12 protein-coding genes and 5 tRNA genes are annotated in these 18,834 nt (G+C 64.3%); 14 read left to right on the top strand and 3 right to left on the bottom strand.

Going from position 1 to position 18,834, the window contains the following annotated elements; translation table 11 throughout:
- The first annotated feature begins 145 nt into the window (after positions 1-145).
- A tRNA-Gly gene (locus JY96_RS02930) sits at positions 146-221 on the top strand.
- A gap of 155 nt (positions 222-376) precedes the next feature.
- On the opposite strand, the gene JY96_RS02925 is transcribed toward JY96_RS02930, so the two are convergent.
- A complete protein-coding gene (locus JY96_RS02925; protein ID WP_035034803.1) occupies positions 377-1,141 on the bottom strand; it encodes a PEP-CTERM sorting domain-containing protein in 765 nt (254 codons plus the stop codon).
- 273 nt (positions 1,142-1,414) lie between these two features.
- On the opposite strand from JY96_RS02925, the gene JY96_RS02920 reads away from it, so the two are divergent.
- The 5 genes from JY96_RS02920 to JY96_RS02900 all read left to right on the top strand — a co-directional run bounded on the left by JY96_RS02920 (position 1,415) and on the right by JY96_RS02900 (position 7,451).
- Positions 1,415-2,485, top strand: a complete 1,071-nt coding sequence (locus tag JY96_RS02920; protein WP_035040962.1) for a putative solute-binding protein — start codon at positions 1,415-1,417, stop codon at positions 2,483-2,485.
- A 20-nt stretch (positions 2,486-2,505) separates the two neighbouring features.
- Positions 2,506-3,555: a putative solute-binding protein gene (locus JY96_RS02915; protein ID WP_152606340.1), complete on the top strand. Its 1,050-nt coding sequence runs from the start codon at positions 2,506-2,508 to the stop codon at positions 3,553-3,555.
- Positions 3,556-3,570: 15 nt separating this feature from the next.
- Positions 3,571-6,162: an FtsX-like permease family protein gene (locus JY96_RS02910; protein WP_052162071.1), complete on the top strand. Its 2,592-nt coding sequence runs from the start codon at positions 3,571-3,573 to the stop codon at positions 6,160-6,162.
- Entirely contained in the window at positions 6,162-7,289 is a 1,128-nt protein-coding gene (locus JY96_RS02905) for a lipocalin-like domain-containing protein (protein WP_052162070.1), read from the top strand. The genes JY96_RS02910 and JY96_RS02905 overlap by 1 nt, the downstream gene beginning before the upstream one ends.
- A gap of 88 nt (positions 7,290-7,377) precedes the next feature.
- A tRNA-Cys gene (locus tag JY96_RS02900) sits at positions 7,378-7,451 on the top strand.
- 4 nt (positions 7,452-7,455) lie between these two features.
- Here JY96_RS02900 and JY96_RS02895 read toward each other — a convergent pair.
- On the bottom strand, positions 7,456-8,826 hold the full coding sequence (locus JY96_RS02895) for a D-amino acid dehydrogenase (protein ID WP_052162069.1): 1,371 nt from the start codon (positions 8,824-8,826) through the stop codon (positions 7,456-7,458).
- A 113-nt stretch (positions 8,827-8,939) separates the two neighbouring features.
- Positions 8,940-9,031, bottom strand: a tRNA-Leu gene (locus tag JY96_RS02890).
- Positions 9,032-9,267: 236 nt separating this feature from the next.
- Between JY96_RS02890 and JY96_RS02885 the strand changes: the two genes are divergently transcribed.
- From JY96_RS02885 to JY96_RS02850, 8 genes are all read left to right on the top strand, one after another.
- A tRNA-Gly gene (locus JY96_RS02885) sits at positions 9,268-9,343 on the top strand.
- Positions 9,344-9,408: 65 nt separating this feature from the next.
- Positions 9,409-9,482 (top strand) — tRNA-Cys (locus JY96_RS02880).
- A gap of 195 nt (positions 9,483-9,677) precedes the next feature.
- Positions 9,678-11,969, top strand: a complete 2,292-nt coding sequence (locus JY96_RS02875; protein ID WP_052162068.1) for a type I secretion system permease/ATPase — start codon at positions 9,678-9,680, stop codon at positions 11,967-11,969.
- A gap of 2 nt (positions 11,970-11,971) precedes the next feature.
- Complete coding sequence (locus JY96_RS02870) at positions 11,972-13,216, top strand: HlyD family type I secretion periplasmic adaptor subunit (protein WP_035034793.1); 1,245 nt, start codon at positions 11,972-11,974, stop codon at positions 13,214-13,216.
- A 6-nt stretch (positions 13,217-13,222) separates the two neighbouring features.
- On the top strand, positions 13,223-14,623 hold the full coding sequence (locus JY96_RS02865; protein ID WP_161784228.1) for a TolC family protein: 1,401 nt from the start codon (positions 13,223-13,225) through the stop codon (positions 14,621-14,623).
- A gap of 231 nt (positions 14,624-14,854) precedes the next feature.
- On the top strand, positions 14,855-16,777 hold the full coding sequence (locus JY96_RS02860) for a tetratricopeptide repeat protein (protein ID WP_235333834.1): 1,923 nt from the start codon (positions 14,855-14,857) through the stop codon (positions 16,775-16,777).
- A gap of 77 nt (positions 16,778-16,854) precedes the next feature.
- Positions 16,855-17,943, top strand: a complete 1,089-nt coding sequence (locus tag JY96_RS02855) for a hypothetical protein (protein ID WP_035034789.1) — start codon at positions 16,855-16,857, stop codon at positions 17,941-17,943.
- The gene (locus tag JY96_RS02850; RefSeq protein ID WP_035034787.1) at positions 17,940-18,752 is read left to right on the top strand and encodes a DUF5672 family protein; all 813 of its coding nucleotides are present in this window, start codon (positions 17,940-17,942) and stop codon (positions 18,750-18,752) included. Before JY96_RS02855 ends, JY96_RS02850 begins: the two co-directional genes overlap by 4 nt.
- Positions 18,753-18,834: the final 82 nt, after the last annotated feature.

The following is an 18,834-nucleotide window of genomic DNA, read 5'->3' as shown; positions in this document are numbered from 1 at the left end:
ATGCGACGGCTTGATCGAAACGTCAAAAATGATGTATAGTTCAGGTCTTCGCTGATCACTGCGCCAAACGGTGATCAACGCAGCAAAGCAAGGGGCAACTCTAGAGCATCTGCAAAAGCGAAGACGCCGTCGAAAGACAGCACATGCGGGATTAGCTCAGTTGGTAGAGCGATACCTTGCCAAGGTATAGGTCGAGAGTTCGAGCCTCTTATCCCGCTCCAAATTTTGAAAGGGCCCTTCACACGAAGGGCCCTTTTTCATTGGCGCATGCCTCTCCCATAAAAAAACACACGAACCGGTTTCCCAGTCGTGTGTTTTGAAGAATCAGGGTGGCCTTGTCAGCCACCCGTCAGTGGAGTCAAGCGGGCAGCGGCAATCAGGCCGACTTGCGGCGTGCGGCGAAAGCCACGCCAACCAGACCCAGGCCCATCAGTGCATAGGTCGAGGGCTCTGGAATAGCCGGCGTGGTGGGGCCCAGATCCAGCGTGGTGTTGAGCACGGAATGAATGGTGCCGTAGTCGGTGATGCCGTTCATGGCCGCCTTACCCAGGCTCAGCAGGCCCAGGGCTTGCGAGAACTTAGTGAAGCCATCTGCCGTCAGGCTCAGGCCGCTGATGTCGTTGATGTAGGTGCCAGGGCCAGCGTAGGCGGTGGTGCCGGTGATGGTGCTGAAGTTCCACAGCGCAAAGTTGTTGACCGTGCCCACGCCATTGGCGCCAATGATGGTGGCGAAAATGGTCTTGTTGGTCAGGTCAGCCTTGATGTCGGTCACGGTCAGCGAACCGCCGCTCGACACGCTCTTGACCACGGGAGCGGTCAGGGTCAGGCCACCCTTGGTGCCCACGCCGACGACTTCCAGCGTATCGGTGTCCAGCGACAGGGTGGCCATCGGGGCCGACACCTGGATGCTGGTGTAAAAGCCGTCCGTATCCTTGAGGATGGTCGGGGTGGCTGCGCCGTAGCCGGTGGCTGCGATCTTGCCGGTATCCAGCGCGCCCAGCAGGTCGGCGCTGAAGGTCAGGGCGCCAGAACCGGTGAAGGTCGCGCCGCCGTTGACCACGGTCAGGATGTTCTGGGCTTGGGCGGCTGTGCCCAGGGCCGCCAGGACGGCGGCGGTAACCAGGTGCTTGGTGAATTTCATGAGTGTTCCTCGATCTCTTCCAGATGTGTGAATGTAATGCTGCACGTCATACGTGAATCGATTTGATGTACGGCACCGTCAGATTAACAAAGGGCCAAGGGCGGAATATCAGGGTTCCCTCGGGCCTGCCCCATATGTGAGGGGCGATGAGGCGCCAGATAGGGGGTTTTGGGCGAACACGGGGCGGGGTTTCCTCAAGCTGTGGCTGTCCTGATGACGGGTAACCTGCGGCCGCAGATCCCGAAGATCCTCGTTTTTTTGCGACTCAAACACATGAAGTTTTCATCCAAGTTGCTGGCTGCCGCTTTCCTGGCGAGCTGCGTGGGGGGCGCCCAGGCTGCCACCAGCGCCAAGGCGGACGCCAAACCGGAGGGCAATGGCGCCCAGTTCTGCGTCTTCGACCCGATCGGCACCGGCGAGACGCACCGCGCCATGCAGGATTACGCCCTGGCGATGCTGAAGAAGGGGCATGTCGTCCAGCTCAAGACCTATGTGGACGAGCGGGTGGCGGTGGAGGACTTCCGCACCGGCCAATGTGATGGCGTGATGGCCACCGGTTTGCGCACACGCCCTTATGTGCCGTTTTCTGCCGCGCTGGATTCGGTGGGCGCCTCCACCATTGTTCGCAATGGCAAGGTGGACCTGAAGGCGTCCTACGAGGTGGTGCACCAGTTCGTCAACGTGATCAGTTCGCCCAAGGCCACGGACTTCATCGTGGCGGGGCCGTACGAGCTGGCCGGCATCGCCCCGCTGGGGGCGGTGTACCCCTTCGTGAATGACCGCAACATCGACACCCTGGAGAAGGCCGCCGGCAAGCGCGTGGCCGCCATGGACTACGACAAGGCCGAGGCGCAACTCATTCAGCGCGTGGGCGCCAAGCCGGTTGCCGCCGACATCAGCAATTTCTCGACGATGTTCAACAATGGTCTGGTGGATGTGATCATGGCGCCGGCCATGGTGTACAAGCCGCTGGAACTGTACAGGGGCATCGGCACCAAAGGGGGCGTCGCGCGTTTCCCGGTGCTCATCCTGACGGGGCAGGCCATCATCCGTTCGGCGAAGTTTGCCAAGGGTTTCGGGCAGGATTCGCGGGACTACTTCGCCTCGCAGTTCGACACGGCCATGGGCATCGTGGCCAAGGGCGACCGCGAAATCCCCGAGAAGCTGTGGATCGACTCCACGCCGCGTGACAACGAGCGCTATGTGCTGTTGATGCGTCAGGGCCGTGTCCTGATGGCAGAGAAGGGCTTCTATGACAAGAAGGGGCTCAAGCTGATCAAGAAGATCCGCTGCAGCATCCATCCGCAAGCGTCCGAGTGCACGGAACTCACGGAAAACTGGTGATCAAGCAAGGAGTTCTTGTCATGAAACTGTTCAGCGCAGGTGCGTTGTGGTGCGCGTTGTGGTGTGCGTCCGCTGCCGCGATGGCCGAGCCGGCTTTGCTGCCCGCCAAGATGTGCGTGTTCGACCCTCTGGGGGCCAAGGGCGATGGCTTTCGCGCCGCCCGGGACTTCCATGTGGAGATGCTGGAAGCCGGCGTTGACATCGATGTGAAGCCTTATGTGGACGAGCGCGTGGCCGTGGAAGACTTCCGGACCGGTCAGTGCGATGCCGTGATGGCCACGGGCCTGCGTACCAAGGCTTTTCATGCCATGGCCGCTTCCCTGGATGCGGTGGGCGCCTCAAGTATCGTGCGCAATGGCAAGGTCGATCTGGACGCCAGCTACGATGTTGTGCGCCGCTTCATCCAGTTGGTGAGCACGCCCAAGGCGGCCGAGATGATGGTGGAGGGGCCGTATGAGGTGGCAGGCATCTTCCCGCTGGGTGCGGCTTATGTCTTTACCAGCGACAAGGCCAATGCCTCCATCGATGGGCAGGCAGGCAAGCGCTTTGGCACTTTTGATCAGGACAAGGCCGAGTCGCAACTGGTGCAGCGCATCGGGGCTCGGCCCGTGTCGGTGGACATCAGCAATGTGGGCCCGATGTTCAACAATCACAATGTGGACATGGTGGTGCTGCCCACCATCGCCTACATGCCCTTCGAGCTGTATCGCGGCCTGGGCACCAAGGGGGCCGTGATCCGCATGCCGATGACCATCAGCACCTACCAGATGATCATCCGCTCGGCCAAGTTCCCCAAGGGTTTCGGGCAACGGGCGCGGCAGTACATCGCGGGCAATTTCGAGCTGGCCATGGCGACGTTGAAGCTGGCTGACAAGGACGTACCCGAGCATTTCTGGGTCGACCTGACCCCGCGTGACAACGAGCGTTATGCCTTGTTGCTGCGCCAGGGCCGCGTGCTCATGGCCGAGAAGGGCCTGTACGACAAGAAGGGCCTCAAGCTGATCAAGAAGATCCGCTGCAGCGTCAACCCGGTTGCATCCGAGTGCTCGGAGCCCACCGAAGAGTGGTGATGATGTGTGCGCGCCATGCTGGCTGAAGCGCGCGCCGCCAGGGCGCCGGGCTCACCCATCTGGCGCCTGCTGCTGACCTTTTCCTGGCAGGAGTGGCGTCGGCACGGCATGCGCCACATGGCGGCCATGTTCGCGGTGACCTTGGGTGTGACCCTGGCCTTTTCGGTGCACCTGATCCACGAGTCGGCCTTGAGCGAGTTCGATGCCGCGGTGCGATCGGTCAATGGGCAGGCCGATGTGAGTCTGCATGCGGCCAGGGGCGGGCTGGACGAAGCCTTGTACCCTTTGCTGGCCCGGCGCCCGGATGTGCGCACAGTCAGCCCCATCATCGATGTGCAGACGCAGGTGGACGGCCACCCGCTGCGCGTGCTGGGGCTGGACCCGCTGGCCGCCAGGTTGATGACACCGGCGCTGATACCTCAGGTTTCTCGCGATGTGATCGGCAACGAGCGGCTGACCTTGTTCGACCCTCGTGTGATCTTTCTGAATGCCAGGGCGCAGGCGGTGCTGGGCGTGGTGCCTGGCAGTGACATCAAGGTCCAGGCAGGGCTGCAGGCCATGGTGTTGCGGGTGGCCGGCACGGTGGGGGCGGGTGGCGAGGCCTTGGGGGTGATGGACATTGCGGGGGCTCAGCTTGCGTTCGGGATGCTGGGGCAGGTCACGCGCCTGGACATCCAGTTCAAGGGCGGGCGACAGCCTGAGGCGGTGCTGGGTGCGATCCCCGAATTGGCGGGCGTGCTGGTGGATTCGCCTCAGGCGGCGTCATCGCAGGCCTTGCAACTGTCTCGCGCCTACCGGGTGAACCTGGGCGTGCTGGCCTTGATGGCCTTGTTCACGGGCAGCTTTCTGGTGTTCTCGACCTTGTCTTTGTCGGTGGCGCAGCGCCAGAAGCAGTTTGCCTTGCTGGGCGTGCTCGGTTTGAGCGCCAGGGAACGCTTGCGCCTGGTGTTGCTGGAATCCAGCGTGTTGGGCGTGCTGGGCGCCTTGCTGGGCCTGGCCTTGGGTGCAGGGCTGGCGCAACTGGCCCTGCGCATCTCGGGTGGCGATCTGGGTGGCGACTACTTTGCGGGCAGTGCGCCAGCCCTTTTGTGGTCCTGGCGTGCGGCGTGCTTGTACGGGGCACTGGGTGTGCTGGCGGCCGTCTGGGGTGGTGTGCTGCCTGCCCGCATGGCGCAGCGGCTGGCACCTGCGCAGGCGCTCAAAGGCGCCACCTTGGCAGAGCGCTCGGGCCATGCCATCTGGCTGGGCCCTGCCTTGCTGCTGGTGGGCGGTGCCTTGAGTTGTTTGCCGCCGCTCGGTGGCATGCCGGTGTGGGCTTATCTGGCCATCGCCTGTGTGATGCTGGGTGGCATCGAGTGCGTGCCAGCCACGGTGAGCTTGTTGCTCCAGGCCGTGATGAAGGGCCTGCCCCGCGCCCGCTTGATGCGGCACGCTTCCTTGTTGTTGTCGCTGGAGCGCGTGCGGCACATGCGGCAGTCGGCGTCGGTGGCGATCGCGGGCATCGTGGTCAGCCTGGGGCTGTCGATTGCCTTGACGGTGATGGTGTCCAGCTTCCGTGGCTCGATCACGTCCTGGCTGGACACACTCTTGCCGGCTGACCTGTATGTGCGCACGGGTGCGGCCAACAATGGCAGCGATGCCTTGCATCTCGAACCGGCCTTGCTGGATGCCATTGCGCATCAGCCTGGTGTGGCGCAGGTGATGGGTGTGCGCGTGGGCAGGCTGAGCCTGCAAGCGGGCAAAGCACCGGTGGCCCTGATCGCCCGGCCTTTCAGTACGGTGGGTGATGACAAGCGCCTGGCGCTGCCTTTGCTGGGGGCCGCCATGCCGCCAACGGATGGCCGCGTGGGTGTCTATGTGAGCGAGACCATGGCCGAGTTGTATGGGCTGCGGCCTGGTTCGCCGCTACGTTTGCCCCTTCAGGCGGGGCGTGAGCCCGTGGATGCGATGGTGCTGGGCGTATGGCGGGACTATGCCCACCAGCAAGGCGCGCTCATCATGCAGGCCACTGATTACCAGCGGCTCACCGGTGACAAGACAGTCAATGACCTGGCCTTGTGGCTGGCACCGCAGGCGCAGCCCGGTGCCGTGCAGGAGGGCATACGCCAGGCAGCCAGTGCGCAAGGGCTGGACGGCACGCTGCTGAGTTTCCAGTCCCCACGGGATATCCGGCAGGCCACCTTGCAGGTGTTCGACCGCAGCTTTGCAGTGGCGTACTGGTTGCAGGCTGTGGCGCTGGGCATCGGCTTGTTTGGTGTGTCGGCGAGCTTTTCTGCGCAGGTGCTGGCGCGGCGCAAGGAGTTTGGGCTGCTCGGTCACCTGGGCTTCACGTCAGCGCAGATCCGGCGTGTGCTGGCAGGTGAGGGGGCCGTGCTGACCAGCGTGGGCGCCCTGATGGGGCTGGCCTTGGGCCTGGCGGTGAGCTTCATCCTGGTCTACGTGGTGAACCCGCAGAGCTTTCACTGGACCATGGACATGTCGCTGCCCGGCTTGCGGCTGGCCGCGCTGTGCCTGGGCGTGGTGCTGGCCGGTACGCTCACGGCATGGCTGGCCGGGAGGGCTGCCGTAGGGGCGGATGTGGTGAGTGCGGTGAAGGAGGATTGGTGATGAAGCCGGGCCTGACGCGTCGGCAATGGCTGCAGCTGGCTACCTGGTCTGCCGCATCGGGATCAGGGCTGGTGCCCATGCCGTCGAGCGCGCAGCAAAACCTGCCAGTGATCAGCGCCGCACGCCCACCGGAGCCGCCTTTGCACTTCCCGCAGGACGAGGGCGCTCATCTGGACTCCCGTGCGGAATGGTGGAACCTCAAGGGTATGTTGCAGGTGGGGGCGCAACAGACGCTGGGTTTTCACATGGCCTGCTTTCGAACGGCGGTGGAGTCTGCCGAGCGGAACCCCAGCCGCTTTGCGCCCCGGCATGTGATCGGTGCGCGAGCCTCTTTGAGCGACCCGCTGCATGGCACCGAATGGCATGACCAGCGCATGGCGCGTGTGGGCTTCGGCCTGGTGGAAGCAGCCAGGGAGGACATGCGCGTCACCCTGCAGGACTGGCTGCTGGCCCGCAGTGGTGCGCCGGGGCCGGTGGCGTATGTGGGGCGTGTGAGCGCACCTGATTTCTTGCTGGATCTGCGCTGCACGCCCACGCAGGCCGTGATGCTGCATGGCGAGAACGGCACCATCCACCGAGACCCCTTTCTGGGCTACCCCACGCGCTATTACTCGCAGCCTCAACTGAAGGTGACGGGGCGGGTGAGCTACCAGCGGCACACGGTCGGGGTTACGGGGCAGGCCTGGCTGGACCACGGCTGGGGGCGGCGCATGATGGCGCCTGATGCCGTGGGGGCAGACTGGGTGTGCATGAACCTGCAGGATGGTTCGGCCTTGATGGTGGTGCGCATGCGGCGAAGCGATGGCAGCACGGTGTGGGAGGGGGCCACGCTGCGGCAAGCTGGTCGGCCGGATCGCGTTTTCAAGCACGAGGAGATCCGCATGACACCAGGTGAAATCTGGCGCAGCCCGGCTACCGGGGCCCGATACCCCGTGACCTGGCGTGTGGATCTGGCTGGCACGACTTACACGGTGAAAGCGCGCATGAACCAGCAGGAAGTGGACGGCGGCAATGGCATCGGCGATGTCTATTGGGAGGGCTTGAGCGAGCTGCTGGATGCACAGGGGCGCGTCATCGGTTCAGGCTACCTGGAGATGACGGGTTACGCAGGCGAGTTGATCTGGTGATGTCGTCGACCCTGACGCAGGGGCCTCGTACAAAATTTTGAGGGCCGCCTGCAGGTGTTTGAATTTTCGGGGATACTTCGTGCCTCACGGCGCGGTAGCAAAGCGGTTATGCACCGGATTGCAAATCCGTGTAGGTCGGTTCGACTCCGGCCCGCGCCTCCAGCTTTCAGACAAGCCCCTCCAGCGAACCTGGCGGGGCTTTTCTTTTTGGCGACGCTGCCGCCGTGCGTGTGGCGGGCACCGGGCCCAGGCCTGTGTGGTGCGAGAACGCGCGTTCATAGCGGCGCAAGGCCAGGTCGTCACTGCGGATGGCCGGTGCGTGGCCCAGCAGCAGGTCGGCGAGCAACTGGCCACTGCCGGCTGCCATGGTCCAACCCAGGGTGCCATGGCCGGTGTTGAGCCACAGCTTGTCGATGCGGGTCGGCCCGATGACAGGGGTGCCGTCTGGCGTCATGGGGCGCAGGCCTGTCCAGAATTCGCTTTGATCAAGCGGGCCGGCATCGGGGAAAAGGTCTTGCACCACGCGCTCCAGCGTGGCGCGCCGGCTGGGCCGCAGCTTCAGGTCGAAGCCGGCCAGCTCGGCCATGCCGCCCACACGGACACGCTGGTCGAAGCGGGTGAGGGCGACCTTGTAGCTCTCGTCCAGCACGGTGGAGCGGGGCGCGGCATCAGGCTGGGTGATGGGCAAGGTCAGGGAATAGCCCTTGACGGGGTACACGGGCAGATCCAGCCCGAGATCACGCAGCAGGCCACGCGAGTATGTGGCCATGGCCACCACATACGCATCTGCGAGGCGGACTTCTGCGCCGTGCGAGCTGAGCAGGCGCACGCCGGTGACCCGCCGGCCATCATGCAAGAGCTGGTCGACCTGCACGTCGTGGCGGAACTGGACGCCCAGTGCGCGGGCCTGGTCTGCCATCAAGGTGGTGAAGCGCTGGCAGTCACCGGTTTCGTCGCCAGGCAGGTACAGGCCGCCGGTCAGCAGGTGCTGGCGGCTCGCCAGGGCGGGCTCCTGCTCGATGCACTCGCCTGGCGTCATCAGCTTGTAGGGCACCTGGCAACGGTCCAGCACGGTGGTGTCTTTGCGGGCGTTGTGCAACTGCTCGGCGGTGCGGAAGATCTGCAGGGTGCCCAGGGCGCGGCCTTCGTAGCGCAGGTCCAGCTCCTGGCGCCATTGGCGCAGGCAGTCGCGGCTGTATTCGGCCAGCCGTACCATGCGTTCCTTGTTGGTGGCGTAGCGATCAGGGGTGCATTCGCGCAGCATCCGGGCCATCCAGTGCCATTGCCACAGGCTGCCGTCAGGGCGAATGGACAAGGGGGAATGGCGTTGCAGCAGCCATTGCATGGCCTTGAGCGGCAGGCCAGGCGAGGCCCAGGGCGAGGCGTAGCCTGGCGAGATCTGCCCGGCATTGGCGAAGCTGGTTTCCAGCGCGGGCCCGGGCTGCCGGTCGATCACGGTGACGTGTGCGCCGGCGCGAGCCAGGCAGTAGGCGCTGGTGACGCCGATGACACCGCTTCCGAGGACGAGTACACGCATGGTGTGGCTCCCGCTTGTCGCTGGAACCATTCTAGGCATGTGGCGGTGGAAGAGGCGGGGACTGGGCCTTTGTCGGCCAACCCTTCGTGCTGTAGTGCCGCTGGAGAACGGCCTGGTGCCCCGAGCCGGGGTCGAACCGGCACGCCGCCTTTCAGCAAGCGGCGGATTTTAAGTCCGCTGTGTCTACCGATTTCACCATCGGGGCCTGGGGCGCAAGTGTACGTCCTCGGTCAGATCTGGCTGAGACGGGCCGGCCCGGTTATCCCGGCGCCAGGTGGCGAGCGACAAAATCTTGATGAAAAGTTGCAACACCTTGCGCAACTGCTCAAAAACGATGTATAGTTCAGGTCTTCGCTGATCGCGACACCAGAAACGATCAAGGTAAGCGATCAAGACGCAAGCCAAAGCGAAGAAAGTTGTCAGGCTCCAATCTGACAATATGCGGGATTAGCTCAGTTGGTAGAGCGATACCTTGCCAAGGTATAGGTCGAGAGTTCGAGCCTCTTATCCCGCTCCAAATTCAAAAAGGGAAGCCAGCGCGCTTCCCTTTTTTCCAGCCCTTGCGCTGGATGCTTTTTTTGAGGCGCGGTAGCAAAGCGGTTATGCGTCGGATTGCAAATCCGTTGAGCCCGGTTCGACTCCGGGCCGCGCCTCCACCCCTCTTTTTCCCCCTGAAAAGATCGCGTCGCCACCCGGTGGCTTCACGCATGCCCGGCCTTGGCCTGGTGCCGGAAATGCGCGGCGAATGCCGCTCTATTGCCGCTTAAGGTTCCGCCTCCCCCCACCTAGCATCCCAGGTACACGCCCAAAAAGGCTTGTGTGCCTGTGTTGTTGACCCTGGGAGCTATCTGGTGGACCCCACCTCCGAGCCCGATCTGATCGACGAAGCGATTGCCGAGCCTGAGCAAGACTTTGCTGCAGGTGAGGGCGCAGCCTTGTCGGCTGATCCGCTGCTGGAGGCTGTGATCTGGCTCTGCCACCACCACGCCATCGACCGCAGCCACGCCTCGGTGCTGGACGGCTTGCAGCTCGATGAGCAAGGCATGACGCCTGTGCAGGCGGTTCGGGTCCTCAAGCAGATCGGCTTCAGCGCGACGCTGGTCCGTCGCCCGCCGGGCAAGATTCTCGGCTTGCTGATGCCGGTGGTGATGCTGCTCAAGAATGGCGACGCGGTCATCCTCACCCGGCGCCTCGGTTCGCGCTCGAAGCGGGCAGGCGGGACGCGCTACGAGGTGGTGATGCCAGGCTCGGGCAACGAGGTCTGCACGGCCACCGAGGAAGAGCTGCTCCCCGAGTATTCGGGCTACACCCTGTTGGCGGCGATCAAGCCCGGCATGGTGCATGGCGACCGAGAGGCGCAGCAGCAGTCACCCTCGCACTGGTTGTGGTCCACGCTCAAGCGCTATGTGCCGTACTACCGCGCGGCCATGCTCGCGGCCCTGTTGAGCAACATCCTCATGTTGGTCACGGGCTTCTTCACCTCCATCGTCTACGACAAGGTGATCCCCCACGATGCCATGGTGACCATGTGGTCCCTGGGTATCGGCACCCTGATCGGCATCGGCTTTGACTTGATGGCGCGACAGCTGCGCAGCTATCTGATCGACACGGCGGGCAAGAAGGCCGACCTGATCATGGGCAACATGCTCTTCAACCAGGCCCTGAGCATCCGCCTGGAGCACAAGCCGGATTCCGCAGGGTCGTTTGCCCACCGCTTGTCGCAGATCGAGGTGGTGCGGGAGTTCTCGACGTCAGCCAGTGCATCCGTGATGACGGATCTGCCCTTCATCTTCCTGTTCATCTTGATGACTTATGTGATCGCAGGGCCCTTGGTCTTCGTCCTGCTGATCGCCGTGCCAACGGTGCTGGGGCTGTCGATCGCCATCCAGCGCATCTTGCGCCGCTCGATGCGGGCGAACATGGCGCAACATGCGGACTTGCAAGGTGTGCTGGTCGAGGCCATGGAGGGCCTGGAGGATGTGCGTGCCGCGGGTGCGGCCGGGTATTTCTCCAAGCGCTATGAGGCCGCCAATGCGGCGGCGGCGGCATCTGCCCTGCGCTCGCGGGCGATTGCCAGCCTGGTGAGCAACTTCTCGGCCATCACTCAGCCTCTGGTGACAGTGGCCATGCTGATGTGGGGCGTGGTGCTGATCAAGGAAGGGCAGATCTCGGGCGGCTCGCTCATCGGGGCAGTGATGTTTGCCGGCCGTGCCGTGCAGCCGCTCACATCAGTGGTGTCGCTGGCGAGCCGTTACCAGGGCGCCAAGTCCGCCTTGATGATCCTCAATGACCTGATGGCCATGCCGACGGACCGGGTGCAGGGCAAGCAGTACCTGTCTCGCAAGCACATCAAGGGGCAACTGGGCCTGCATGATGTGACGTTCGCCTACCCCAAGGGCAAGCACGACCATGCGCCCCTGGTGCTCAAGGGCATCAACCTGCAGATTCAGCCCGGTGAGCGCATTGCCATCCTCGGCAAGATCGGCAGTGGCAAGTCCACCATCTTGCGCATGCTGGCGGGGCTCTATCAGCCCACGGATGGTTTTGTCGAGGTGGATGGCATCGACCTGCGCCAGATCGACCCGGTGGATTTTCGTTCGCACGTGGGCTTCGTGTCGCAGGAGCCCAGGCTGTTCTACGGCAGCCTGAAGGAAAACGTGCTGTTGGGCCGAGCACACGCCGATGTGGGCCACTTCCTGGAGGTGGCGCGCCAGACGGGGCTGGACAAGCTGGCGGCCGCGCACCCCATGGGCTACGACCTGCCGGTGGGTGAGATGGGCTCGCTGTTGTCAGGTGGCCAGCGGCAATTGGTGGCGCTGGCGCGCTGCCTGGTGACCAAATCCCAGGTGCTGCTGATGGACGAGCCGACCAGCTCGATGGACGCGCAGTCCGAGGCCGGCTTCATCAACCACCTGCGCTCGGCCGTGCATGGGCAGACGCTGATCGTGGTCACCCACCGGCCGGCCTTGCTGGACGTGGTGGACCGCATCATCGTGGTGGACGGCGGCAAGATCCTGGCCGATGGGCCCAAGGCCAAGGTGCTGGCCATGCTGGCCGGCCAGAAGCCTGCGCAGATGCAGTCTGTGCCCCCTCAACAAAACGCCGCGCCTCAGGCGCCGCGTGAACTGGCCGCGGCGGGGTGAACATGAGCATCGCAGGCCGTTTTTCCAGGCACAGCCCCGACGGGGTGCCTTTCCCGGGTGACGAGGAGTTCATGTCCGGCATCCGCCAGGCCGAGCTGGTGCATGCTGCGCCGCAAGCGGTCTGGGCGATCTACCTGATGCTGACCGCGGTGGTGGTGGCCATCACCTGGGCCTGGTTGGCTCGGGTCGAGCAGATCACCAAGGCCGAGGGCAAGGTGGTGTCCGACGGGCGCGAGCAGGTCATTGCCAGCCTTGAAGGTGGCATCTTGCGCAATATGCTGGTGCGCGAGGGGATGATGGTCGAGAAGGGGCAGGACCTCCTGCAGATCGACCCGACGCGTGCGGAAGCCCAGCAGAACGAAGGCGAGGCCAAGCGCCTGGCCTTGAGCGGCACGCTTGCGCGGCTGCTGGCCGAAGCCACCGGCAAGCCCTTGCTCTTTCCCACGGAAGTGCGGGCCCTGCCGCAGATCGTGCACGACGAGACCGAGTCCTACGTGGCGCGCCGCCAGGCCCTGGAAGAGGCGGTGGGCGTGACGCGGCGCAGCCTGGGCCTGTTGCGCAAGGAGCTGGCGATGGCCGAGCGCATGTCGTCCAAGGGCCTGATGTCCGAGGTCGAGGTGATGCGCCTGCAACGCCAGGTCAATGACCTGACCTTGCAGATCCAGGAGCGCGTCAATCGCTTCAGGCAGGACGCCAGCGGCGAGCTGGTGAAGGTCCGCTCCGAGCTGGCCCAGCTGGAAGAGCAGATGGTGGTCAAGCAGGACATGCTGACCCGCACCACGCTGAAGTCCCCGGTCAAGGGCCTGGTCAAGAACATCCGCATCGCGACCGTGGGTGGCGTGGTGCCGGCTGGCGCACCGATCATGGAGATCCTGCCAGTGGGCCCCCGCATCCTGATCGAGGCGCGCATCAAGCCCTCCGACATCGGCTTTGTGCATGTGGGCTTGCCCGTGACGGTCAAGCTCAGCGCCTACGACTACTACATCTATGGCGGCCTCAAGGGCACGATCGACTACATCAGCCCGGATTCGCTGGGCGATGACCCCACCAAGACCGGTGGCCGCGATACCACCTACTACCGGGCGCTGATCCGCTCGGATGTATCCACCCTGCACCAGGGTAACAAGCCGCTGGCCGTGATGCCCGGCATGACTGCTTCGGTCGAGGTGCAGACCGGCGAGAGGACCGTTGCGCAGTACCTGCTGCTGCCAATGATCAAGTCCCAGGAAGCTTTCCGAGAGCGTTGAGCCATGATGAGCAAGATCCCTTCGATGAAATCCGCGCTGTGTGTCGCTGTCCTGATGGCCCAGGCCACCATGATGAGTGCCTGGGCGCGTTGTGCCGATGACCTCAATGGCGAGGTGAGGGCTGAAAAACCCACGGCCAAGGCCGGGGCCAGGCCCGCCGGCAGGCCCGAGCAGGAAGCGCCGCCGCCCGACCCCATGAGCCAGTTGCAGACCATCGCCCGCGAGGCGGAGCGCCGCAGCGCTTCGGTGGGGGCCGCTCGCCTGCTGGCCGAAGCCGCCGAATATGACGTGGCCGAGACGAAGGCCGGCCGCTGGCCGCAGGTGTTCGTCAGTGGCAACCTGGGTTCGGGCGGAAGCAAGCAGGACAATGTGACCGTCAGCTCGGGCAACCAGTCGAGCCTGAGTTTGAATGTGTCTGCCCCACTGTGGGACAACGGCCGCATCAGCCGCTTGACGGATTGGCGCAATCAGTTGGCGGGTTCGGCCAAGTTCGGTGCGGCCGTGACCACCGAACAAGTGGTGCTGGAAGCCGTTGGTGCCGCGCTGGAGCGCAACCGGTACCGCCTGCAGGCCCAGGTCTACCAGCAGTACATGCGCAAGATGAGCTGCCTGGTCGAGGCGCTGGAAGGCATCGTGGCCGAGGACAAGGGGCGCATGAGCGAGCTCGTGCAGGCCCGCAAGACGCAGCAGCAGACCGAACTGCAGCGCGATCAGGCCCTGGCCCAAAGCCGCCAGAGCGAGATCCGCCTGCGCAAGCTGATCGGCGACCAGGTGCCGCCGGGCGACGGGATCACCATTCCGCTGGCCACCGTGCCCGAGATTGGCGAGATCAACCGCCAGATCGAATACGGCAACGACGCACAGCAGTTGCGTGCGCAGGCTGAGGCCCAGGACAGCTACGCCAAGGCGGTGGTCGCCGGGCAGGGCCCCCAGTTTGGTTGGAACATGGGCAAGACCGAGGGCAAGCTGGGCAACAGCAATGTGTCTTCATGGCATGCCGGCGTGACCGTCACCTACAGCCTCTTCAATGGTTTCTCGGACGAGGCCGCCTCCAAGGCCGCCAACAAGCGCGCCGAAGCGAGCCGCCAGCAGCTGCAGGACCTGCTCAATACCAAGTTCAGCCGCACGGCGGAGATGTACGACGTGGCCACCAGCGCCTTCGACCGCGCCAAGCGCTACGTGGACGTGCTGCGTGACAGCGAGCGGGTGCGCAACTACACCTTCCAGCAGTGGTCCCAACTGGGGCGCCGTTCGTTGTTCGACGTGATGTCCTCCGAAAGCGACCACTTCAACCTGCGGATCGCCTACGTCAATGCCCTGCACGACGGCTACCTGGCCAGCGCCCAGTTGCGCTCCATGGGCGCAGGGCTGACGGCCTGGCTGACGCCAGAGGCCGTGCCGCGTTGAGGCCATTCCGAAGCGTGACAAGCCCAATTTGACGGGTTTTTCACGCTTTGTTGGCTGGAGTACCCGAGGGGGCGCTCCCCTAATCTTGGCCTTGCGGCGACCATCGCCGTGTACTGACGGGCCAATGAGATGGGAAATCGACCTTTTGCCGCTTTTCACCCTGCACAGAACGCTGTTTCGACGCTTGTGAAGGAGGTTGGCGCGGCTGCTGCGGCCTCACCGGCTCCCCAGTTGGCGCCTCAAGCACCAACCCAGGCGGAAGCGGCCGCGGCGCGGGCAGCGCAGGACCAGGCCACCCTGATCCGCGGCATCGAGCTGCAAAACAGCGGTCAACTGGCCGAGGCCGAGGCCATCTTCACCAGTTACCTCCACGCTCACCCCTGCGACGGCATCGCCACATACTCGCTGGCCGTGATCCTGATGCAGCGGCAAGACCATGCGCGCGCGCTGGCGATTCTGGCGCCCTGCGTGGCCGTGACGCCCGGCTTTGCCCCGGTATGGATGGCGTATGCCAACGCGCTGCAGAACGTCGGGCGCCGTGAGGAGGCCCTGGTGGCCTACGACAAGGCCGTGGCCATCAACCCGCAGTACACCGAGGCGCTGATCAACAGCGGCGTGCTGCTGCGCGAGCAGCACCGCCATGCCGAGGCGCTGATGCGCTTCCAGCAGGTGCTGGCCATCAAGCCGGACCATGAAACGGCCCTGGGCAACAGCGGCATCATCCTGACCGAGTTCAAGCGCACCGAGGAGGCCGTGGCCATCTTCCAGCGCCTCTTGACCGTCAACCCCAATTACGACTGGGGCCTGGGCCTGCTGGGCTACGAACGCCTGCACGCCTGCGACTGGACGGACTTCGAGGGCATGGCACGCAACATCGTCGAAGGCATCCACCAGGGTCGCAAGACCTGCAAGTCGCTGCCTCTGATGGCTTTTTCGGATGACGTGGCCGCGCACCAGATCAGCTCCCGCCTGTTTGGCCTGCGCTTTCCTCAGTCCAATCAACCGCTGTGGACGGGGCAGCGCTACAAGCACAAGAAGATCCGCCTGGCCTATGTCTCGCCGGACCTGCGCGAGCACCCCGTGGGCCACCTGATGTGCGGCATCTTCGAACACCACGACAAGAACCGCTTCGAGACCATCGCCATCTCGCTGGGCATCGACGACAAGAGCCGGCTGCGCGGCCGGATGCTCGACAGCTTCGACAAGTTCGTGGACGCCCGCATGATGACCTCGCGCCAGATCGCCGAGCTGATGCGCGAGATGGAAGTGGACATCGCCGTGGACCTGGCCGGCTACACCGCTGACTCCCGCACCGATGTGTTCGCTCACCGCCCCGCGCCCGTGCACGTGAACTACCTGGGCTACCCCGGCACCATGGGTGTGCCCTACATGGACTACATCATCGCGGACCGCTACGTGATCCCCCAGGAACACCAGCGCTTTTACGACGAGAAGGTGGTCTACCTGCCCGACGCCTACCTGCCCACGGACGCCGGCTTGAAGATCGCCGAACGCACGCCCACACGCGCCGAGTGTGGCCTGCCCGAGGAGGCTGTGGTGTTCTGCTCCTTCAGCCACGACTACAAGCTCTCGCCCCCGCTGTTCGATGTGTGGATGCGCCTGCTGCAACAGGTGCCCGGCAGCGTGCTGTGGCTGATGTCGCGCGGACAGACGGCCCAGGCCAACTTGCGCAACGAAGCAGCCAAGCGCGGCGTGGACCCAGCCCGGCTGGTATTTGCCGGTCGCGTGCCCATGGTGGAAGACCACCTGGCCCGCTACCGCCAGGCCGACATCTTCCTGGACACGCACCCCTACAACGCCCACACCACCGCCGCCGACGCCCTGATGGCCGGCCTGCCCGTGGTGACCTTCATGGGTGGAGCCTTCCCGGCGCGTGTGGCCGCCAGCCTGCTGCACGCCATCGGCATGCCTGAACTGGTGGCCGATTCGAAAGAGGGCTACGAGGCCCTGGCCCTGAAGCTGGCCCAGGACCGCCCGCTGCGCGAGGCCTTGCGCACCAAGCTGGCCGCCAACCAGAAGACGCATGCCTTGTTTGACACAGAGCGCTTTTGCCGCAACATGGAGGCGATCTACATCTCGATGTGGCGCCGTGCCGAGCTGGGCGAGGCGCATGACCAGCTGAGTGGCGACTGAGCGGCGACTGAGCAGCGATCGCGTCGCCACCTGGCCAGACCTCCCCAGACAACAAGAAAGCCAAAGGAACAGACCCCATGGGTAACCCCGCCATCACCTCGGTTTTCCAGCAGATTGATCAACGCACGCTGCCGGTTCAGCAGTCGGTGGAGCTGGTGAAGTTCGCGCAGAGCGACGCTTTCTTTCAGCTGGCCGCGCTCAAGAACAGTCGGTGCAATGCGCTCAAGGCGTACTTCGCCCAGAAGGGCCTGTCGCGGGTCGTGCTGAGCGCCAACATCAATGGTTTTGGTGCGCAGATCCCGGGCTGCACGGTGGAGTACCTGGAGAAGGGCTTCTTCGCCGAGACCGACGAGGCCATCCGCGCCGAGAAAATCGCGCATCTGGACGGCGCCATCGTCATCCTCAACAACAACGACGTAGGGCAGAACCAGGCGCAGTACGCCGAGTTCTACAGCCGCTGCGACAAGACCATCTTCGTGGCCTGGGACTGGGACAACCACCACTGGCTGGACCTGAGCACCTTCCTGGCCGCGCACAGCGATATCTATGCGCCCGCCCACCACGAGAACCTCTACCTGCTGACCCGCTACAACTGGGCCACCCTGGGCCCGGTGTACTGCGCCACGGTGCAGTGGTCCCGCCAGTTCCTGGCCGACAACGTGGCCAAGCTGGTCACGGCCAAGCGCTCGAATGCGCCGCTGGGCAAGCACATCCCCTATGCCCCCTTCACCTACCGCAACCGCGTGGTGAGCACGCTGAGCCAGCACTATCCTTCGATTGGTTTTTCGGATCGCAACTTCCATGTGCGCACGCCCGACGAACGCCTGGAGGAGTGGTACTCGCACAAGGTGCACTGGATCGCGCCGGTGCTCAATGACGTGGCCATCCGCATCTTTGATGCCCTGTGCTCGGGCGGCATCCCGGTGGTGCCGGCGTCGATGCAGTTCCTGCCGCCCATTCGGGACATCAGCCGTGAGCACATCGTGTTCAGCACGCCCGATGACATCATGAACCCCAAGCCGCTGATCGATCGGGCCGTGGCCATGTTCGACGCCGGCGGTGCCGATGGCATCGTGGCCCGCCACCGTTATGCGCTGGACCACCACCACGGTGACCAGCGCATGGCCGACATCGTGCGAGCCGTCAGGGAGCGTTTTGCGGTATGAGTGCCTCTTGCGCCATCGTCATTCCCATCTACCGCGCCGAACTGGAGCCGCTGGAGAAGTTCTCGCTGGACTACTCGTTCAGGCAGCTCCATGCCGGTCGTGACCGAATTTTCGTGGCCCCAGAGAACCTGGATGTGAGCTATTACGCCACGCACTACCCAGGCGTGCCTGTGGTGCGTTTTGACAATGACTACTTCGCGTCGATCAAGGGCTACAACCGGCTGCTGCTGAACCCGGCGTTTTATGCGCACTTCGGGGCCAGCCACGAGTTCATGCTGATCCTGCAGACGGATGCCATCTTGCTGCGCGACGAGCTGGACCACTGGTGCAGCCAGCCCTGGGACTATGTGGGCGCGCCCTGGCCGGACGGGCTGGAAGTGCTGCTGAACCTGGACTGCTTTGGCGGTGAGCTGGGCAAGAAAGTCAAAGTCCATGTGGGCAATGGCGGCTTGAGCCTGCGTCGCAATGCGGCCTGCATCGCCTTGCTCCAGGAGTTTCCGCAAGCGATCGACATGTTCCTGCGTTCGGGCTCCAGCGAGGACATCTTCTTCTCGCTGATCGGCGCGCAGTCGGTGGACTTCAAGATCCCCAACGAGCGTGTGGCCTCGCTGTTCGCGCTGGAGTTGCAGCCCGAACGCTACCTGGCCATCAACCAGGGCAGGGCGCCAATGGGCGGCCATGCCTGGTGGCGCTACAACCAGCCCTTCTGGGTCTCGCTGCTCGGTGAGACGCCGCCTGTGCTGGTGCCCGCCGCGGCGCCAGGCCGGCCGGTGTTGTCGGCCAATGTGGTGACCACAGCCCATCACTGAGCCTTGGGGCGCCTGCTGTCTGGCAGGGACGCCCTTTTCCTTTTTCTTTCCCTTTCCCCTTGCGTGAAATGGAACATCCCAA

The sequence above is a fragment of the Aquabacterium sp. NJ1 genome (assembly GCF_000768065.1).
GTDB lineage: Bacteria > Pseudomonadota > Gammaproteobacteria > Burkholderiales > Burkholderiaceae_C > Aquabacterium.
This window is presented reverse-complemented; position numbering and strand designations above follow the sequence as displayed.

What these genes read in the sequence shown, in the direction of transcription:
- JY96_RS02905 (WP_052162070.1), top strand. Translation starts at nt 6,162, where the DNA reads ATGAAGCCGGGCCTGACGCGTCGGCAATGGCTGCAGCTGGCTACCTGG.
- JY96_RS02920 (WP_035040962.1), top strand. Translation starts at nt 1,415, where the DNA reads ATGAAGTTTTCATCCAAGTTGCTGGCTGCCGCTTTCCTGGCGAGCTGC.
- JY96_RS02895 (WP_052162069.1), bottom strand. Translation starts at nt 8,826, where the DNA reads ATGCGTGTACTCGTCCTCGGAAGCGGTGTCATCGGCGTCACCAGCGCC.
- JY96_RS02850 (WP_035034787.1), top strand. Translation starts at nt 17,940, where the DNA reads ATGAGTGCCTCTTGCGCCATCGTCATTCCCATCTACCGCGCCGAACTG.
- JY96_RS02870 (WP_035034793.1), top strand. Translation starts at nt 11,972, where the DNA reads ATGAGCATCGCAGGCCGTTTTTCCAGGCACAGCCCCGACGGGGTGCCT.
- JY96_RS02925 (WP_035034803.1), bottom strand. Translation starts at nt 1,141, where the DNA reads ATGAAATTCACCAAGCACCTGGTTACCGCCGCCGTCCTGGCGGCCCTG.
- JY96_RS02855 (WP_035034789.1), top strand. Translation starts at nt 16,855, where the DNA reads ATGGGTAACCCCGCCATCACCTCGGTTTTCCAGCAGATTGATCAACGC.
- JY96_RS02910 (WP_052162071.1), top strand. Translation starts at nt 3,571, where the DNA reads ATGCTGGCTGAAGCGCGCGCCGCCAGGGCGCCGGGCTCACCCATCTGG.
- JY96_RS02865 (WP_161784228.1), top strand. Translation starts at nt 13,223, where the DNA reads ATGAGCAAGATCCCTTCGATGAAATCCGCGCTGTGTGTCGCTGTCCTG.
- JY96_RS02915 (WP_152606340.1), top strand. Translation starts at nt 2,506, where the DNA reads ATGAAACTGTTCAGCGCAGGTGCGTTGTGGTGCGCGTTGTGGTGTGCG.